Origin of the sequence: Hoyosella sp. YIM 151337 (assembly GCF_026041215.1) — a bacterium.
Lineage (GTDB): Bacteria > Actinomycetota > Actinomycetes > Mycobacteriales > Mycobacteriaceae > Hoyosella.
Genome location: NZ_JAPEIQ010000004.1, coordinates 73,916 through 90,443, shown reverse-complemented (window position 1 = coordinate 90,443; position 16,528 = coordinate 73,916). Strand labels below are relative to the sequence as shown.

The 16,528-nt window shown below is 63.6% G+C and carries 12 protein-coding genes; 9 read left to right on the top strand and 3 right to left on the bottom strand.

The annotated features are described in order from the left end of the window. Positions 1-3 precede the first annotated feature (3 nt). The 5 genes from eccB (at position 4) to ONR57_RS00930 (ending at position 6,281) form a co-directional block, all read left to right on the top strand. A complete protein-coding gene (gene eccB / locus ONR57_RS00950) occupies positions 4-1,485 on the top strand; it encodes a type VII secretion protein EccB (RefSeq protein WP_308198627.1) in 1,482 nt (493 codons plus the stop codon). Between the two features lie 195 nt (positions 1,486-1,680). Further along, entirely contained in the window at positions 1,681-3,585 is a 1,905-nt protein-coding gene (locus ONR57_RS00945; RefSeq protein ID WP_374116363.1) for a CocE/NonD family hydrolase, read from the top strand. 17 nt (positions 3,586-3,602) lie between these two features. After that, the gene (locus tag ONR57_RS00940; RefSeq protein ID WP_265120939.1) at positions 3,603-4,019 is read left to right on the top strand and encodes a DUF3151 domain-containing protein; all 417 of its coding nucleotides are present in this window, start codon (positions 3,603-3,605) and stop codon (positions 4,017-4,019) included. Between the two features lie 16 nt (positions 4,020-4,035). Further along, entirely contained in the window at positions 4,036-5,184 is a 1,149-nt protein-coding gene (locus ONR57_RS00935) for an aromatic acid exporter family protein (protein ID WP_374116362.1), read from the top strand. 170 nt (positions 5,185-5,354) lie between these two features. Continuing rightward, positions 5,355-6,281 carry a cation diffusion facilitator family transporter gene (locus ONR57_RS00930; protein WP_265120938.1) on the top strand — a complete coding sequence of 309 codons (927 nt, stop codon included), beginning with the start codon at positions 5,355-5,357 and terminating at the stop codon, positions 6,279-6,281. Here ONR57_RS00930 and ONR57_RS00925 read toward each other — a convergent pair. After that, complete coding sequence (locus ONR57_RS00925) at positions 6,271-6,927, bottom strand: hypothetical protein (protein ID WP_265120937.1); 657 nt, start codon at positions 6,925-6,927, stop codon at positions 6,271-6,273. The two genes, ONR57_RS00930 and ONR57_RS00925, sit on opposite strands and share 11 nt — an antisense overlap. A gap of 115 nt (positions 6,928-7,042) precedes the next feature. Between ONR57_RS00925 and ONR57_RS00920 the strand changes: the two genes are divergently transcribed. Next, positions 7,043-8,332, top strand: a complete 1,290-nt coding sequence (locus ONR57_RS00920) for an adenylosuccinate synthase (RefSeq protein WP_265120936.1) — start codon at positions 7,043-7,045, stop codon at positions 8,330-8,332. Between the two features lie 46 nt (positions 8,333-8,378). Next, positions 8,379-9,275 carry a ribonuclease Z gene (locus tag ONR57_RS00915; RefSeq protein ID WP_308198626.1) on the top strand — a complete coding sequence of 299 codons (897 nt, stop codon included), beginning with the start codon at positions 8,379-8,381 and terminating at the stop codon, positions 9,273-9,275. On the opposite strand, the gene ONR57_RS00910 is transcribed toward ONR57_RS00915, so the two are convergent. Next, a complete protein-coding gene (locus ONR57_RS00910; RefSeq protein WP_265120934.1) occupies positions 9,256-10,293 on the bottom strand; it encodes a hypothetical protein in 1,038 nt (345 codons plus the stop codon). The genes ONR57_RS00915 and ONR57_RS00910 overlap by 20 nt on opposite strands. 28 nt (positions 10,294-10,321) lie before the next feature. After that, positions 10,322-13,396 carry an RND family transporter gene (locus ONR57_RS00905; protein WP_265120933.1) on the bottom strand — a complete coding sequence of 1,025 codons (3,075 nt, stop codon included), beginning with the start codon at positions 13,394-13,396 and terminating at the stop codon, positions 10,322-10,324. A gap of 344 nt (positions 13,397-13,740) precedes the next feature. Here ONR57_RS00905 and ONR57_RS00900 point away from each other — a divergent pair, with 344 nt between their 5' ends. Then, entirely contained in the window at positions 13,741-14,793 is a 1,053-nt protein-coding gene (locus ONR57_RS00900) for a diiron oxygenase (RefSeq protein ID WP_265120932.1), read from the top strand. Positions 14,794-14,799: 6 nt separating this feature from the next. Continuing rightward, the gene (locus ONR57_RS00895; RefSeq protein ID WP_265120931.1) at positions 14,800-16,527 is read left to right on the top strand and encodes an FAD-dependent oxidoreductase; all 1,728 of its coding nucleotides are present in this window, start codon (positions 14,800-14,802) and stop codon (positions 16,525-16,527) included. Position 16,528: the final 1 nt, after the last annotated feature.

The window sequence follows — 16,528 nt, the reverse complement described above, 5'->3', positions numbered from 1 at the left end:
AGCGTGCCTCGTTTGGGGGAATTATCGGGGTTCGCGGGCGTCAACCGCAAGTTCAGGGGAGGAACGGTGGCGGGCCAGGTTACGACGCGTACCCAAATCAGTGGGTATCGCTTTCTTCTACGGCGCATGGAGCATGCACTTGTCCGGCGGGATGCACGCATGCTCGCAGATCCGCTGCGCTCTCAGAACCGCGCGCTCGCGGTGGGACTGGTACTCGCGATGGTGGGTATCGGCGGTGCGGGGATACTCGCGCTTCTCAAGCCGCAAGACAAGGTCAAGGACTCGGTGATCGCTGTCGGACGGGATTCCGGCGCGATGTTCGTCCGTGTGGATGACACGTTTCACCCCGTGCTGAACCTGGCTTCTGCACGGCTTATTCTGCAGGACCCAGCCGAGCCGTCGATCGTCAGCGAAGATGACTTGGCGAAGTATCCGCGCGGCCCGTTACTGGGCATCCCTGGCGCACCGCAGACGCTGCGAGTTGATGAGTCTGACGGTTCCGCGTGGACTGTGTGCGACACCATCGGTGATTCGCCGCGGACCGCCGTCGTCGTTGGCGCGCCCGCGGGTGGTCAGGCCCGTGCGCTCACCCGAAGCCAGGCCATGCTGGTACGCCGAGACAGCCAGGACTACTTTGTGTACAACGGCGCGCGATCGCGAATCGATCTGTCCGACCTGGCGGTGGTACGCGCACTCGGGCTTGAGGGACTGCGGCCGAACATGGTCAGCGCCGGTCTGCTCAACGCGATTCCCGAAGCACCGCCGATTACGCCGCCGGTGATTCAGGCGAGCGGCGAGGCCTCCCCCTTTCTTAGCGGCCGCAAAGTCGGCACGGTTGTTCGGGTAGTTCAGGCGGACCGCGTGCAGCACTACGTCGTTCTGCGTGACGGCGTGCAGCCGGTGGGGGAGGCTGTGGCTGATCTGATCCGCTTCGCGGATTCGCTCGGTGCGGGGGAAATTCCTGTCGTTCCGCCGGACGCGCTAAAAAACGTCCCGGCTGGCGCTGGATTACCTGTGCAGACCTACCCCCGCAGCGCGCCTGAAGTGGTAGACGCCCCGGTGATCTGCCTGTCGTGGCAGCCTGACGAGGGCGGGCGAGTGTCTGTTCTCGCTGGTGCGGGGGTCCCAGTGCCCGCTGGTTCCAGGATGGTTGCTCGCGTCAGTCCGACAGCAGCGGAGGAAGGTCTCGCAGATGATGTGTACGTTGCGCCGGGTGGCGGCAGGTTCGTCCATCCCGTGGCGATTCGCAGCGCTGATGCGGGCAGGCCAGCGGGCAGCGCGGTGTTCGTGTCCGACACAGGCGTGCGCTTCGGGCTGAACTCCCGTGCGGACGCGGAATCCCTTGGCCTTGCGGGGGAATCGGCACCGGCCCCGGGGGTGATGTTGCGGCTGCTCGTACCGGGGCCTGCTCTCGGGCACGGCGAGGCCATGGTGGCCCACGACAGTGTCAGTGCATTTCGCCCACATAGTCGGGCCATTCGTTAACCGTCATTAGAGAGCGCGTGCTATCTTTTTCTGTGATCGATGCCATTATGACGTCAAATTGTGACTGAACCGTGTGGCATCCCCGGCGAAAGGCTGAGCGTGCGGCGCGTTGTCACTGCGGTAAGTCTCAGGGGGGCTTTGCTTCTCATCGTGGCGTTGCTCATTCCGGTTGTGCCCGCACAGGCGCAGCCCGCGATGCCTGCCGATGGCGGTCGAGCAGGCGCCGAGTGGGGTAGCACCACGGATGCTGCGCCGATGTACCCGTCGATCGTCGCGCAGGAAGACGTGCCGATCACGATGAGTGACGGCGTGACGATCCGGGCCACTGTTTACCGTCCCGCGGATGCGTCTGGCCAGCCGATCAATGAGCCGCTGCCGGTGGTGGTCAACCTCACGCCCTACACCCGGCTTGTCAACACGCTCGTCGACGCAATTAGCGAACACCCGGAGCTAGGCCCGTTGCTGCAGGCCGTGGTTCGCGACGCTGACCTCACAGGAACCCCATTCGACGGGGTCGAAGAGGTCGCGAGCGTCCTGCTCGGCGGTGGAGCGCGACTGCTCGGAATCAACCGCAACCTCATCCAGAACGGGTACGTGCAGGTCGTCGCCGACGTTCGCGGCACTGGTTACTCGCAGGGCGTGTGGCAGGTGTTGCAGGCGCGCGAGCAGCAGGACAGTGTGGAGATTCTGGACTGGATCAGTGCGCAGGAGTGGTCCAACGGCGACGCTGCCATCGCGGGGATCTCGTACTCGGCGATCAACGGTCTGCAGGCGGCTTCACACCGCCCGCCGTCACTCAAAGCAGTGTTTGCGGTGGAACCGGCCGAGGACCTCGCGCACGACATTGTGATGACCGGCGGCGCCGGCGGCATTGGTTTCATGCCGCTGTGGCTGACCCTGGTCAACACGCTCAAGTTTCTGCCATCCCTCGAAGCGTTGCTGACGGGTCAATTCGATCCAGCGTGGCTTGCGGACAGGATGGCTGAACCATACGTGCTGGGCGAGGAATTCCTGGAAGCTACCTTCCTGGCTGAAGGTATCGCCGCTTATGACGGTCCCTTCTTCGCGGGCATAAATCCGCAAGTTGAGCGGATCCAGGTGCCGACCTTCGTTTTCGGCTCGTACCAGGACATTTTTGCGCGCGGGCAGGTGCGGATCTTCGACCGGCTCCAATTGCCTCCCACCCACAAGAAGCTCGTCATGGGGGAGAACTATCACGCTAACCCAGGCTGGCGGATGGGAGAAGCGGGCCAGCCACCGCGGCTGGATGTGCTGGCGCGGGCGTGGTTCGACCGTTGGGTTCGAGGGGTGCCGAACGGAATCGACAACTACGGCCCGGTGGTGTCGGATCAGATGGGTGGTGGCTGGGTTACGACCACGTCGATCCCGCACCCGGGCTCGGAGTACCGCAAGCTGTTTCTGGATGCGGCGCCAAGCGGTTCGGCGGGACATTCCGCACACGACGGCTCGCTGAGAGAGACAGCAAGCGGCCAGGCCCGTTTGAGTGTGGCTCCGGGTGTTGAAAACGTGTGTTCGCGCGACTCCGCGCTCGGCACGGCAGGCCTGTTGGCCTTGCTGGGTTCGCAGTGCACTCGAGACGGACGGACGGCCGAACGCGATGCCGTCACCTTCACCACGGCGCCGGTCGCACAGCCCACCCAGATATCCGGGCCGATGAATTTGCGGCTGGTGACAAGGCACGACGCGCCCGAAGGGTTCTGGCACGTCACGGTGTCTGATGTTGCGCCAGACGGAACCTCGACCACGGTGACCAGTGGCGGCCTTGTGTCGTCTCGGCGCGCCATCGATCAGGCGCGCAGCACCACCACGCCGGACGGCGACTACATCGACGCGGTGCACCCACTAACCCGCGAGTCACGGCTGCCGGTCGTTCCGGGGGAGCGGACCGTTCTCGACATCGACCTGCGGCACACCGACGCGCTGCTCAAACCCGGCCATCGGCTGCGGGTCAGCGTTTTCGCGTCAAGTCTTGTGCGTTACATTCCGCTCATTCCGGACCTCGCAGCGACCGGCCTGCGGCCCCAGCACATCGACCTCGACCCGGCTGAGCCGAGTTGGCTGCTGTTCACCGAGAAGTAGGCGCATAGCATGAGTGCATGACTTCATTTGGTGATCTTCTTGGTCCGCAGCCGGTGTACTTGCCTGGGGACGAAGAGGCGGAATCGCAGCTGCTCAACCATGTGGACCCAGAGCAGGTCGCGGGTGCGCACCCGTCTGCATCGATCGCGTGGGCCGCGCTTGCTGAGCGCGCCCTCGACAATGGGCAGAATGTGACGGCGTATGCGTTCGCTCGTACGGGATACCACCGCGGTCTCGATCAGTTGCGCCGGCATGGCTGGAAAGGCTTCGGGCCAGTCCCGTGGAGCCATGAGGGCAACCAGGGCTTCCTTCGTGCGGTAGGTGCGCTGGCGCGGGCAGCGCAGGGAATTGGTGAGAACGAAGAGTACGCGCGCTGCCTCGATCTGCTCGAAGACTGTGACCCTCGAGCGGCCGGACACCTTGGTCTCGATTAGCGACGCGGATCGGCTGATTCGCCGGGTCGCGACGCGCGTCGCGACCCGCTTGCCGCGGCCCCTGCGCGTCCCAGCGCGGAGGTTTGTGCTCTCGGCTGTGCCGATCCTGCAATGCGCGATCGCGGCAGGCTTGGCGTGGTGGTTCGCGACGGAAATCGTTGGCAATCCACAGCCATTCTTCGCACCGATCGCGGCGGTCGTATCACTGGGGCTGACGCTCGCAACGCGGATTCGCCGTGTCTTCGAACTGCTGGCCGGTGTGGTCGTCGGGATCGGTGTCGGCGATGTTCTGGTGACGTGGATCGGTTCGGGGCCGTGGCAGATTGCGCTTGTCGTCGGGCTCGCGATGGCGGTGGCTGTGCTGGTAGATGGCGGGCCGATCATCACTATGCAAGCGGCGATATCGGGCGTCCTCGTTGTCACACTGATACCGCCGGGCGATGAGGCCGGCTATACGCGGATGCTCGACGCCCTCATCGGCGGCGCGGTGGGTGTGGTCGTGGTTGCGCTCGTTCCTACCCACCCCGTGCGACGCGCCCGGCGCGATGCGGGCGCACTCCTCGCGGTCGCGGGGAACGTGTTGCATCAGGTGGCGGACGGCCTCGAACGGATGGACCAAGCCGTCCTCGAAAAGGCGCTGCGGGAGGCGAGGGCCACCCAGCCGGGTATCGACCAGTTGCGGTCTGACCTCAAGGGCGGGCGGGATATCAGCCGTCTCGCTCCCATCTACTGGGGTGCCCGTGAGCGGCACAAGCGGCTTGCAGACACCGCTGATCCTATCGATGCGGCGTTGCGCAATATCCGCGTCCTCACGCGGCGCGCGCTGACACTCGTCAAGGACGGCGAGGCGCTGAACCCCGACATGGTGCGTCTGGTTGGCGAACTTGCCGAAGCGACGGATGTCGTACGCCGCATGGTGCTTGCTGATCCTGGTCAGCCCCCCGACGAGGCGGAGGCCGCACGGCGCCTGCGCACGGTGGCGCGTCGTGCCAAGCACGAAATCGTCGCAGATGGCGGCCTCTCCGCCGGTGTTGTCCTGGCTCAGACACGTTCCGTGCTAGTCGACCTTTTCCAGGTATCCGGAATGTCGCGGATTTCGGCGCTTGCGACGCTGCCGCCGACCGTCCCGCATCCCGCGGTTGAGCCGGAGGAAAGGCCAGACTAGGGGTCCGGTCCCTTTCCGCACTCTGCAGCGCTAAACGACGCGGCAGGGGGCTTCCCTGGTCTCAATGTCGTTTTGGGCCGCGTAGTGACGCCTAGCACCCTAGCATTGATAAATTAATGCGCATCTGTGCATACTTGGGTCAAGATCTGAACCGCGACAGAGGAGGCTGCATGGGTGCCGGACACGGCCACGGGCACGGGCTCGGGAGCGGGGGAACCGCAGAAAAGCCGACCCGTGCACGGATTCGCCGGATGCTCATCGGTCTCGCGATTCTCGTGGTTTTCCTGGCGCTCGAACTCACTGTCGGTCTGCTCATCAACTCGCTCGCGCTGATCGCGGACGCGGGCCACATGCTGACCGATGTGGTTGCGCTGCTGATGGGTGTGACGGCCCTGATGCTCGCCCACCGCGGCAGCCGCAAGCCTGGACGGACGTTCGGCTGGCATCGCGCCGAGGTGCTGACTGCCGTCGCCAACGCCGCACTGCTGATGGGGATCGCTGTTTACATCTTCATCGAAGCGATTGGCCGCATCGGTGACGCCCCGGAAGTGCCCGGACTGCCACTGATTCTCGTTGCGCTCGCGGGGCTCGCGGCCAACATCGTCGTCCTCGGCTTGCTGCGAAGTGGTTCGAAAGAGAGCATCGCGATGAAGGGCGCCTACATGGAGGTGCTTGCGGATGCGGTGAGCAGTGTCGGCGTTCTTGTCGCGGGCATCCTTACCCTGTCGTTCGGCTGGGTCTACGCGGACGTTGTCGTGGGTGTGCTGATTTCGCTGTGGATTGTGCCCCGGGCGCTGGCACTCGCCCGCACTGCGCTGCGCATTCTCACTCAGGCATCACCTGAGACCGTTGACGTCGCAGCGCTTGAGGCGGATTTGCGGGCACTTCCCGGTGTCGACGATGTGCACGACCTGCACGTCTGGACCCTGACGACCGGGATGGATGTGGTTACCGTGCACTTGACGACCCGCTCGTATAACCAGGCTGTGCTTCGCGCAGCGAAGGAGCTGCTCGGCAGCTATGGCCTCGACCACGCGACGGTGCAAATCGACTCGCCTGGGGAAACGAAGCAGTGCGAGGAGACCGTCACTTGGTAGGCAGGACCAGGCGCAGCGCCTCCGTGTGGCGGTAGAACGTGGAGCGAGTCACGATGCGTGGATGCGGAACACCATCGCGCACTAAGGCCAGTTCGTGGGCGCCCATCTGGATGGCGCGTCCAGCGACCCAGCGGCGGCGCATCAGCCGGTTCCGGACGACACAAGCCCTTAACCCAGGCATCTCGGCGGTGGGGTGGATCTCTACACCAGCGATCTCGCCCAGGAATAGCCGAGTATCGTCGACGTACGCCTCACCGAACAGTTCGGCGCCATGCGGGCCAGACACGCTGGCCTGGCCGACAAGTGCTATTCCCGCATCATCGCGGATGAGTGGCAGCTTGTGCGCCTCTCCAGTGAGAGCCAGCGCTGCGGCGCGAGTACCTATTGGCAGACCATAGCGCCGTGTCGCAGGAGTCCGCCGGGGCGCCACGTAGGCGACTTCGACGTCGAGCCGTTCGCGGCGCATCAGCCGGGTGACGACGGCCGCGAACGCCGCGTCGTTCCCGGCGACGATGAATCGGCTGGCGTCGGCGATCAGTGGGTCAATCGCTGCCCGCCCTGGTACCGTGTCGAGCGCATGATGCGGCAGCGCCGATAGGTTTGCAGGGACGGGTACTTCGCCGCATGCGAGGACAACAATGGTCAACACGCACTCCTGGGATAAGGTTGACGTCTGGTTGTGTGCGAATAACGACCTTAATGCCTGACCGGGAAGCGGCGGGCCGTGGCAGCAGCCAGATGCTAACAACAGGAGTGAGGGAATGCCGGCAATCGTCCTGATCGGCGCCCAGTGGGGTGACGAAGGTAAGGGCAAAGCAACGGACCTGCTCGGGGAGCGGGTCCAATGGGTGGTCCGCTACCAAGGGGGCAACAACGCGGGGCACACGGTCGTATTGCCGAATGGTGACCACTTCGCGCTGCACCTCATTCCGTCCGGAATCCTCACGCCTGGTGTCACGAACGTTATCGGCAACGGTGTCGTCGTCGATCCCGCGGTGCTGCTCGAGGAGCTTTCCGGTTTGGAAAAGCGGGACGTCGACACGTCCCGGCTGCTGATCTCCGCGGATTCGCATCTGCTCATGCCCTATCACGTCGCGATCGACAAGGTGACGGAGCGATTCCTCGGCAACCGGAAGATCGGTACCACGGGCCGGGGTATCGGGCCGTGCTACCAGGACAAGATTGCCCGGGTGGGCGTGCGAGCACAGGATGTGCTCGATGAGAGCATCCTCCGCCGCAAGGTCGAGGCCGCACTCGAGGTGAAGAACCAGATTCTGACCAAGATCTACAACCGCCGGGCTCTGGATCCAGATCAGGTCGTCGACGGTGTGCTCGAGCAGGCACAAGGCTTCAAACACCGGATCGCTGACACTCGTCTGCTGCTCGATCAGGCGCTTGGGCGCGACGAGATCGTGCTCCTCGAAGGTTCACAGGGCACGATGCTCGACGTCGACCACGGCACCTATCCCTTCGTCACGTCCTCGAACCCGACCGCGGGTGGTGCGGCAGTCGGTTCGGGTATCGGGCCGACCAAGATCACCACGGTGCTGGGCATCCTCAAGGCGTACACGACACGTGTGGGTTCCGGCCCGTTCCCGACAGAGCTATTCGACGAGTTCGGTGAGTACCTCGCCAAGCACGGTGGCGAAGTCGGCGTGACAACCGGCCGCGCCCGGCGCTGCGGCTGGTTCGACGCTGTCATCGCCCGCTACGCGACGCGTGTCAACGGGATTACGGATTACTTCCTCACCAAGCTGGATGTGCTGTCTGGGCTCGAGACGGTGCCGATCTGCGTCGGCTACCACGTCGACGGGGAACGCTGCGACGAAATGCCCATGACGCAGACGGGCATCCACCACGCCAAGCCGATCTACGAAGAGATGCCGGGCTGGTGGGAAGACGTCTCGCAGGCACGCCGCTTCGAAGACCTCCCGAAGAACGCGCAGAATTACGTACTGCGGCTCGAGGAACTCTCGGGTGCACACATCTCGTGCATCGGTGTGGGGCCCGGCCGCGACCAGACGATCGTGCGCCGCGACATCCTCGGCTGACTCGCCCGGCACGAGAGCTTTCAGCGTGTCGCCCAGGGAACTTTTCGTGCTCGGTACCGCAAGTGCGGTACCGACGCGTCAGCGCAACCACAACGGCTACTTTCTGCGATGGGGTGCGCAAGGCATATTGTTCGACCCAGGTGAAGGCACACAGCAGCAGATGCTGTGTTCGGGACTGTCCGCGAACGACATCACTCGGGTGTGCATCACCCATTTCCACGGCGACCACTGCCTCGGGCTGCCTGGTGTCATCCAGCGCATCGCGCGCGACGGCGTCACCCATGAGGTCGAGATCGCGTATCCCGCGGCGGGCGAAGCCTTCTTCGAAAAGCTCCGCTGGGCCAGTGAGTTCGTGCCCACGAGTGTGGTCGTGCCGCGGCCACTTTCCGGTCCGGCGCCAGCGCCATTCGGTGAGCCACTTGTCACCGCCTTGCCGCTGCGGCACAGCATCCCCGTCTACGGCTACCGGGTGGAAGAGCCCGAACGGGTCCATATGCGCGCCGGGGCTCTCGCGGCGAAGGGGGTGACCGGCCCGCCGGTTGGTGAACTGAAGGAACGCGGCGCCCTGACATTGCCGGACGGCGAGACGCTGTACCTCGATGACTACTGCGTCCGCGAGCCGGGCCGGTCATTCGCGATCGTCATGGACACCGGGTGGTGTGACGAAGCGATCGCACTGGCCCGCGGTGTTGACCTGCTCCTCATCGAGGCAACATTCCTGTCGTCTGAAAGTGAGCTGGCCGCGAAGTACCGGCACCTCACTGCCCGCCAGGCTGGTGAGATCGCGGCCGAAGCTGGAGTGCGGAAGATGGTCCTTACACACTTTTCGGAGCGTTACACCGCGGGCGGCTTCGAACGATTCGGTGAGGAAGCCGCCAGAGAGTTCAGCGGTGACATCGTTGTGGCCAGCGACCTTGACCGGGTCAGTTTTCCGGCTCGTTAGTCTCAGACCGCACCTTGCGACGCTCCCACTCCCGGTGCCCAAACGTTGCGCGTTTGATGTCCTCGTCGTCCTCGGCGCTTGAACCGAGCGCACCGGCCACCGTGCCGAGGGACGCGGAAAGCCAGGACAAGACGAGGTAGTCGCTGAACTGGGCTGGCCGTCCCAGCGTGGTACCAAGGAAATCTTCCGAAATAACCGTGAGCGACGCCGCGACCGTCGCAACGTAAAGCGCCGCGTACATAAGGGCGACCCCCGTCCCGATTGAGAGGACGGACACGACGTTGTACAGCGTGGCCTGACCCTTGCTGCGGTAGGCGGACGAGCGCTCCCACACGCGGTTATACACAATGAGCCATGCGACCATGGCGGTAATCGCGAGGACTGAAATGAATGCGAGCCGCAGCTGACTGAGTGAAACAGCCATTTCCCAGATGCTCGAATAGAAGATGCCGAACGCTGAGGCTGCGGCTGCCGCGGCCATCGCTGTCGACAGGCTGGGTACTAGCCGCCACGGCCGGTTGATCCGGATCATCCCCAGAACCAGCCGGGTACGTCCCAGGACGCGTGACGATGTCCGAAACACCCGAGTGTCCTCTGATGGTGCCGATGGTATTCTCGCCATTCGCAGTTCTGCCGCGGCGCGCACGATCGCGGCCCTGACCCGCGTCCGCAGCCGAATGACACCAAGAGCAGGCACTGACACGATCGCGGCTTGCAGGGCAGGTTCCGCGTCGACGACAAGAGGCCGTGTGCCGGACCGCCGGGGGAGTTCCGTCACGACGATGGTGAGATCCCACTCGTTGTCGCGAGCCGTCTCTGTCGCCGCCTCGCGGAGGTCGATTTCGCCTTCCGGACTTAACGGGACGGCGTGTGAAACCACTTCCACGGTGAAGCTGTGCGCACCGTCAATCCGCTCCCGGAGAAGGCCGGGAAGCTCATCTTCGACGCTGTGCGCCAGCCGCGCAGCGATGCCCGGATCCGCGAGAACGCCGACCCGGACTGTGCTTTCGCCTGCCATGTGCTCCTTTCTCTATACCTGTTTCTTGTTAACTTCTAGCAGGCCACCAGGAAAGCCGCCCCAGCAGCAACAATGTGGAGGGCACCAGCACGGCACGCACAAGCAGGATGTCGAGAATCAGGCCGATTCCGACGACAAAACCAAGCTGCGCCAGCAGGTATAGACCGCCCGACATCAGTGCGAACATTGTCGCTGCGAACACGATTCCCGCTGTCGTAATCACCCCGCCGGTTGAGCCGAGCGCACGGATCACCCCAAGTTCCAGCCCGCCGCTGCGTGAGCGTACACCCCGCAGCGTCGCGGCGGACTCTTCCCTGATACGGGTGATGACCAGCATGCTGTAGTCGGCCCCGACGCCGACGAGAACGACGAACGCAATCGGAATCACCGACCAGTGCAACGGTATACCGAGCATGTGCTGCCAGACAGCGACCCCGATGCCGATCGTCGCGATGTACGAGACGAGTGCCCACACCATGATTACCAGGGGTGCAACGACGCTGCGCAGCATCGCGATGAGGATCAGCGTCACCGCAGCGAGCGCAGTGAGCGCGACCAGCATGAAGTCCCGGTTGATTTCGCCTTCCATGTCGCTGTAAACAGCCGCAAAGCTGGTTGATGTGATGTCGGCGTCGGCGAGCACCGTGTTGTCGGTGGCAGCTTTTGCGGCTGCTCGCATCGCGTCGATTCGGTCGAACGACTCGCGAGTCAGCACACTTCCTTCCGTCAGCACGACCATGCGTGCTGTCTTCCCGTCGGGCGACAGAAAAAACTGACTGGCCGTGACGAAGCGAGGATCACTGAGCGCGAACTCCGGCAGATAGAAGCCCGAGCCAGGCCCGTTGAGGGCATGCGCGTGCATTCCGCCGAGGTGGTCTGTCGCGAGCTGGAGCCCTTCGGCGAGTTCGTCGAGCGTTCCCGGTATCCGTTGGGTACCGGCTGCTATCTCGCGTGCGCCGTCAGCAAGCGCGGCGATACCGTCCGCGAGCTCGCGGACGCCGTCGGTGAGTTGGCTGAGGCGTTCACGTGCGCCTGCGGTTGAGCCTTGGGCGGCTAGGTTGTCGAGGGAAGCGCCGAACTGGTCGGCTACCTGGTGCATTCGCCCGGCGAGCGCGGACATTTGTGCCGCTGAGTCTCGCAGGCCGGGACCTGCTGCTATCGCTGACCGCAGTGCCTGGGATGCGGCACCGCCGGTCACGTCGTCGACCCCGCGCAGCGCGGCTTGCATCGCGCTGCATCCAACGGTGTCACCGCAGTCGCCGTTCAGCGCGGGACCGAAGACGGTGGCGAGCGCGGTCGACGCACTGGAAACTGTTGCGACATTTTCGGTCAGTAGCGCAGAGATTCCGGAGAGTGCCGAGGCCGTCGTGTGGAGTTCGCTGACGGCGCCGCGAAGGTCCATGTCACCGCCGGAAGCTTCGCTGATTGTCACTTCAAGCAGGTCGACCGTCGTCAGGACATCATGTGCGAGCGCGGTGACTTCGTCCGTACCCGCGACGAGTTCGGGAATGCGCTGATTCGCCAAACCTGCGCCCTCAGCCAACTCGGTGGTTCCCTGAGCAAGGAGGAGCAGATCGGGGCGTGATGCCGCTATCCGGCTGGATGCCTCCGTGAGTCCGTCTGCCACGACCCCGGCCTGGTACCCCAGCGAAGCCGCGGGGAGCGGCGTGCCGTCGGGACGGGTAATCGACCGTACGACGGTTACTCCGTCGACATGAGCCACGGATTGCGCGATGAGTTCGAGCGCAGCGAGGTCCGCCGTGTTCCGCATGTCGTGGTCGGAGCGCACGATGATGTATTCCGGCAGAAGTTCATTGTTCGGAAAGTGTTTGCTCGCGAGTTGGTAGCCCTGGTTACTTTCGGAATCTGCAGGCTGAGCGCTGAACTCGTCGAAGTTGGTCTGATGGGTGAACGCGAGTGCAACAAGCGGCAGCATTACCGCGATGGAAAGAAAGAAAGCGGGCAGCGGGTGGCGGACCACGCGCGTGCCGAGGCGGCGCCACCGGCTTTCTGAGGTGCTTGCTGTATTACGCCGGTCGAGGCGCCCGCGCCGACCGAGAATCGCGAGCAGCGCCGGTCCAAGCGTAAGTGAAACCACGAGCGACACCAGAATGCCCACCGCGATGGGCGGTCCAGCGGTGCGGAAGATGCCAACTTCCGTGAACAGCATCGCCATGCATGCCGCGGCGATTGTGAGTCCGGACGCGATGATGACCGGTGATATGCCCCCAATGGCATCGCCGATGGCGTCAGTCAGCGAGAGTCCGCGCCGGCGCGCTTCATGAAACCGGCCGACGATGAATACGGCGTAGTCGGTACCTGCTCCGATGACGAGCGCAGTCATCAGTGCTGCGGTGAACATCGACATCTCGAGGATGCCGCCTGCGCCGAGCAGCCCCACCACCGGCCGCGCGAGACCGAGGCTAAAACCGAGAATGAGCAGTGCGAAGGCAACAGTGAAGGTGCGCCGGTACGCGAAGAGGAGCGCGATACTAATGAGAATGACACTGGCCCCGGTGATCACCGCCATGCTGTGCTCGACTGCCTGGAGCTGGTCTGACGTCGTCGCGACCGGACCGCTGAACTTCACCTCTAGGCCCTCGGGCTTGTCGAGTGACGCCGCGATATCTCGCACCGCATTGGTAGCTTGGGTCGCTTCGGTTGTCCCATTGTCCCCGTGTAGAACGGTCATGAGTGTGACTGCCTTGCCGTCTGCGCTAGTAGTAAGCTCGCGCGCTTCGGGCGTGGTCTGCAGATCAAGGATGTACGCCACATGTTCAGGGGTGTCGAGGAGGCGCTGCGCGAGCTGGTTGTAATAGGCGCGCTCGGCATCGCCGAAACCTTCGTCGCTTGCCATGACGAAGAAACCCACCGCCGAGGAGTCTGGGTTTCCGAAGTCACGTGACATTTCTGTGATAGCGATACTGGCCTGGTTGCTCTCCGGTATGAATGCTGCGGAGTTTTCGGCAATGACCCGCTCCAGCTGGGGAAACCCGACGTTCAGGGCGATCAGTGCGACAACCCAGAAGGCGGCGATCCACCAGGCGAATTGGGCAGCGGCTTTGCCGAGGCTGCGGAAGGCGGAGTTAAGAGCGCTGACCATAGAAGTCTCCTGAAGGGAAGGAGGCGGCATCCGCTCGCACAGCCAATACCGCGTACTATGCGACGCTGCATAGTATGTTGGACAGCATATGAAATGGGGGCTCGGGTAGCGTGTTTGCGAGCGGAATCGGAACGCGATTCACAAGCACCACACGAGAGTGTCGGGGCTCACAGGGATGAGGCTTGCCAGGTGCGAAACTGCGGGCCTCCCACAGGCTCGGGGCACGATCCGATTACAGGCAATCCAGATTGTGCCAATGTGCGTTGACACGGTTGTCGCGGCAACCTACTCTCGTAGTCAGTCCAATGTGGGACATCGTGACCAATACACTGCGAGGGGTAGCAATGACGCTTTCCATGGAGAACGCTGTGAACACCGGTCAGTACCCGGCAGCCGCAAGCAAGGACGCTGCGGCACCCAGCGACGCGTACGCAGAGACGCTAAAGACCCTCTCTGAGGGTTCCGTACGCAAGCACTTCGACCCGTTCGAAGACATCGACTGGGATTCGCCGGACTTCCGGGTCGACCCGACCGACCGGCGCTGGATACTGCCGAAAGCTGACCCGCTGGGGCGCCACCCGTGGTACCTCGCGCAGCCGGAGGACAAGCAAATCGCCATCGGTATGTGGCGGCAGGCCAACATGATGAAGGTGGGCCTGCAGTTCGAGAATCTGCTGATCCGCGGGATCATGCAGTACGTTTTCGACCTGCCCAACGGTGATCCGGAATACCGTTACCTCACGCACGAGGCCACCGAAGAGTGCAACCACACTCAGATGTTCCAGGAAGCGATCAACCGGATCGGTGCGGACGTGCCTGGCATGGATAGCGTTACGCGCAAACTGACCCTCGCGATCTGGCCTGCTGTGCGCTACTACCCGGACTGGTTCTTCACCATGGTCCTTGGTGGCGAAGAGCCGATCGACCACATGCAGAAGTCGGTTCTGCGCGCGGAGCGTGACCTGCACCCGATGCTGCAGCGCATCATGCAGATTCACGTCGCCGAGGAGGCTCGTCATATCTCGTTCGCGCATGAGCACTTGACCCGCAGCATCCCGCAAAGCAGCTTTATCAAGCGGCAAGTCCTCTCCGTGCTGTTCCCTGCCACCATGCGTGTGATGTGCGACATGATCCTCGTGCCGCCAGCCGAGTTCCGCAAAGAATTCGATATCCCGAAATCCGTGATCAAAGACCTCTACTGGCGCACGGAGGAGTCCGGAGAGACACTGCGCGGAATCTTTGGCGACGTGCGCGCTCTTGCGAAAAAAACAGGACTGATGACGCCGGTCGGCAAGGTTGTGTGGAAGGTGCTCGGCATTGACGGTCGCGAATCTCGCTTTCGCAGCGAGCCGTCACGCGATCAAGCCCATATCGCCAACATCACCCGGGCGGCGTGATAGCGAATGCCCCACGTCGTCACCCAGTCGTGTTGTAGTGACGCGTCATGTGTCTACGCATGCCCAGTCAACTGCATTCACCCAACTCCCGATGCACCGGACTTCCTCCAGGCGGAGATGTTGTACATCGACCCGGAGGCGTGCGTCGACTGCGGAGCCTGCGCTGAAGCGTGCCCCGTCGACGCGATCGTCCCGCACACGAAGCTCCAGCCACAGTTCAGCGACTACGAAGGCATTAATGCGGAGTTCTATCGTGAGCCGCGCTCCCGGACACCGCTGGCGCTGATACCGATCTCCGAGGTGAAATCGGATCCCGCGGCCAATCTGAGAGTTGCTGTCGTCGGATCCGGACCCGCCGCGCTGTATGCCGCAGACGAGTTGCTCAAACAGCGCGGTGTGCAGGTGAACCTGTTCGAGAAGCTTCCGACACCACACGGCCTGGTGCGCTACGGTGTCGCCCCCGACCACCAGTCGACGAAAAAGGTGACCAAGCTCTTCGCTCAGATCGCCGACCAGGACAATTTTGAGTACTACCTGGGCGTTGAGGTCGGCAAAGACGTCAGTGCGGCGGAACTTGCTCAGCATCACCACGCGGTGGTCTACGCCTACGGCGCCTCGGGTGACCGCAGCGTCGCTATTCCGGGGGAAGACTTGCCCGGGAGCGTCGCCGCGACCGAGTTCGTCGCCTGGTATAACGGACACCCCGAACATGCCAACCGTACGTTCGATCTCAGTTCCGAACGCGCCGTTATCATCGGCAACGGTAACGTCGCGCTCGATGTCGCGCGCATCCTCACCACCAATCCGGAGGAACTCGCAGCCACGGACATCGCGCGCCCCGCGCTTGCCGCGCTTCGCAAATCCAAGATTCGCGAAGTTGTGATCCTCGGCCGCCGCGGTGTCGCGCAAGCCGCATACACCCTGCCGGAGTTTCATGGATTGATCCGGAAGCACAACGCCACGCTGGTCATCGACAAAGATGAACTCGCCCTCGACGCTGAGACAACACGGCTGCGCAGCGAAGGGGCGCTCGACCCCCAACTCGAACGGAAACTCAGCCTGGCTGAAGAGGTTGCGCTCCATGTTCCTGGAACGGACCGCGATCGCCGTATTGTTTTCCGCTATCTGACGTCACCGACGGGCATTTTGGGCGATTCCCATGCTACTGGGGTGAGCGTTGTCCACAACACGCTCGTCACTGCAGACGACGGGACTGTCCGCGCCCAGCCAACCGCGACCAGCGAGGTGATCGAAACCGGTCTGGTTCTCCGCTCCGTGGGTTATCGCGGCAAGCGACTGGACGGCGTGCCGTTCGACGACGAGCGGTTTGTGATCCCGAACGAGGGCGGACGGGTTCTCGGACGGCCAGGCGGTTCGCCTGTGCCCGGCCAGTACACGTGTGGCTGGATCAAGCGCGGCCCGTCCGGGTTCATTGGCACGAACAAGTCGTGCGCGAAAGAAACCGTCGACAACCTGATCGCCGATTTCAACGCTGGCCTGCTCCCAGAGCCAGCCTCAGCGCCAAGGGAGTTTCAGCGGATCCTCCGCAGGCGACAGCCGAACGTCATTGATAGTGACGGATGGGCCCGGATTGATCAGGCAGAACGCGCACGTGGCGAGGCTGCGGGCGCTATCCGATGGAAGATCACGGATGTCGCCGAGTTGGTAGAGTCCGCTCGTGGTGCCGAAACGCGCGGCGTGAGCAGGTTCGTGCAGCGCATGGCGCGCCGCTGAC

Bases quoted from the DNA above. Each gene is read 5' to 3' on its own strand.
- ONR57_RS00945 (WP_374116363.1), top strand. From the start codon at position 1,681: ATGCCTGCCGATGGCGGTCGAGCAGGCGCCGAGTGGGGTAGCACCACG.
- ONR57_RS00930 (WP_265120938.1), top strand. From the start codon at position 5,355: ATGGGTGCCGGACACGGCCACGGGCACGGGCTCGGGAGCGGGGGAACC.
- ONR57_RS00940 (WP_265120939.1), top strand. From the start codon at position 3,603: ATGACTTCATTTGGTGATCTTCTTGGTCCGCAGCCGGTGTACTTGCCT.
- ONR57_RS00920 (WP_265120936.1), top strand. From the start codon at position 7,043: ATGCCGGCAATCGTCCTGATCGGCGCCCAGTGGGGTGACGAAGGTAAG.
- ONR57_RS00910 (WP_265120934.1), bottom strand. From the start codon at position 10,293: ATGGCAGGCGAAAGCACAGTCCGGGTCGGCGTTCTCGCGGATCCGGGC.
- ONR57_RS00895 (WP_265120931.1), top strand. From the start codon at position 14,800: ATGCCCCACGTCGTCACCCAGTCGTGTTGTAGTGACGCGTCATGTGTC.
- ONR57_RS00900 (WP_265120932.1), top strand. From the start codon at position 13,741: ATGACGCTTTCCATGGAGAACGCTGTGAACACCGGTCAGTACCCGGCA.
- ONR57_RS00905 (WP_265120933.1), bottom strand. From the start codon at position 13,396: ATGGTCAGCGCTCTTAACTCCGCCTTCCGCAGCCTCGGCAAAGCCGCT.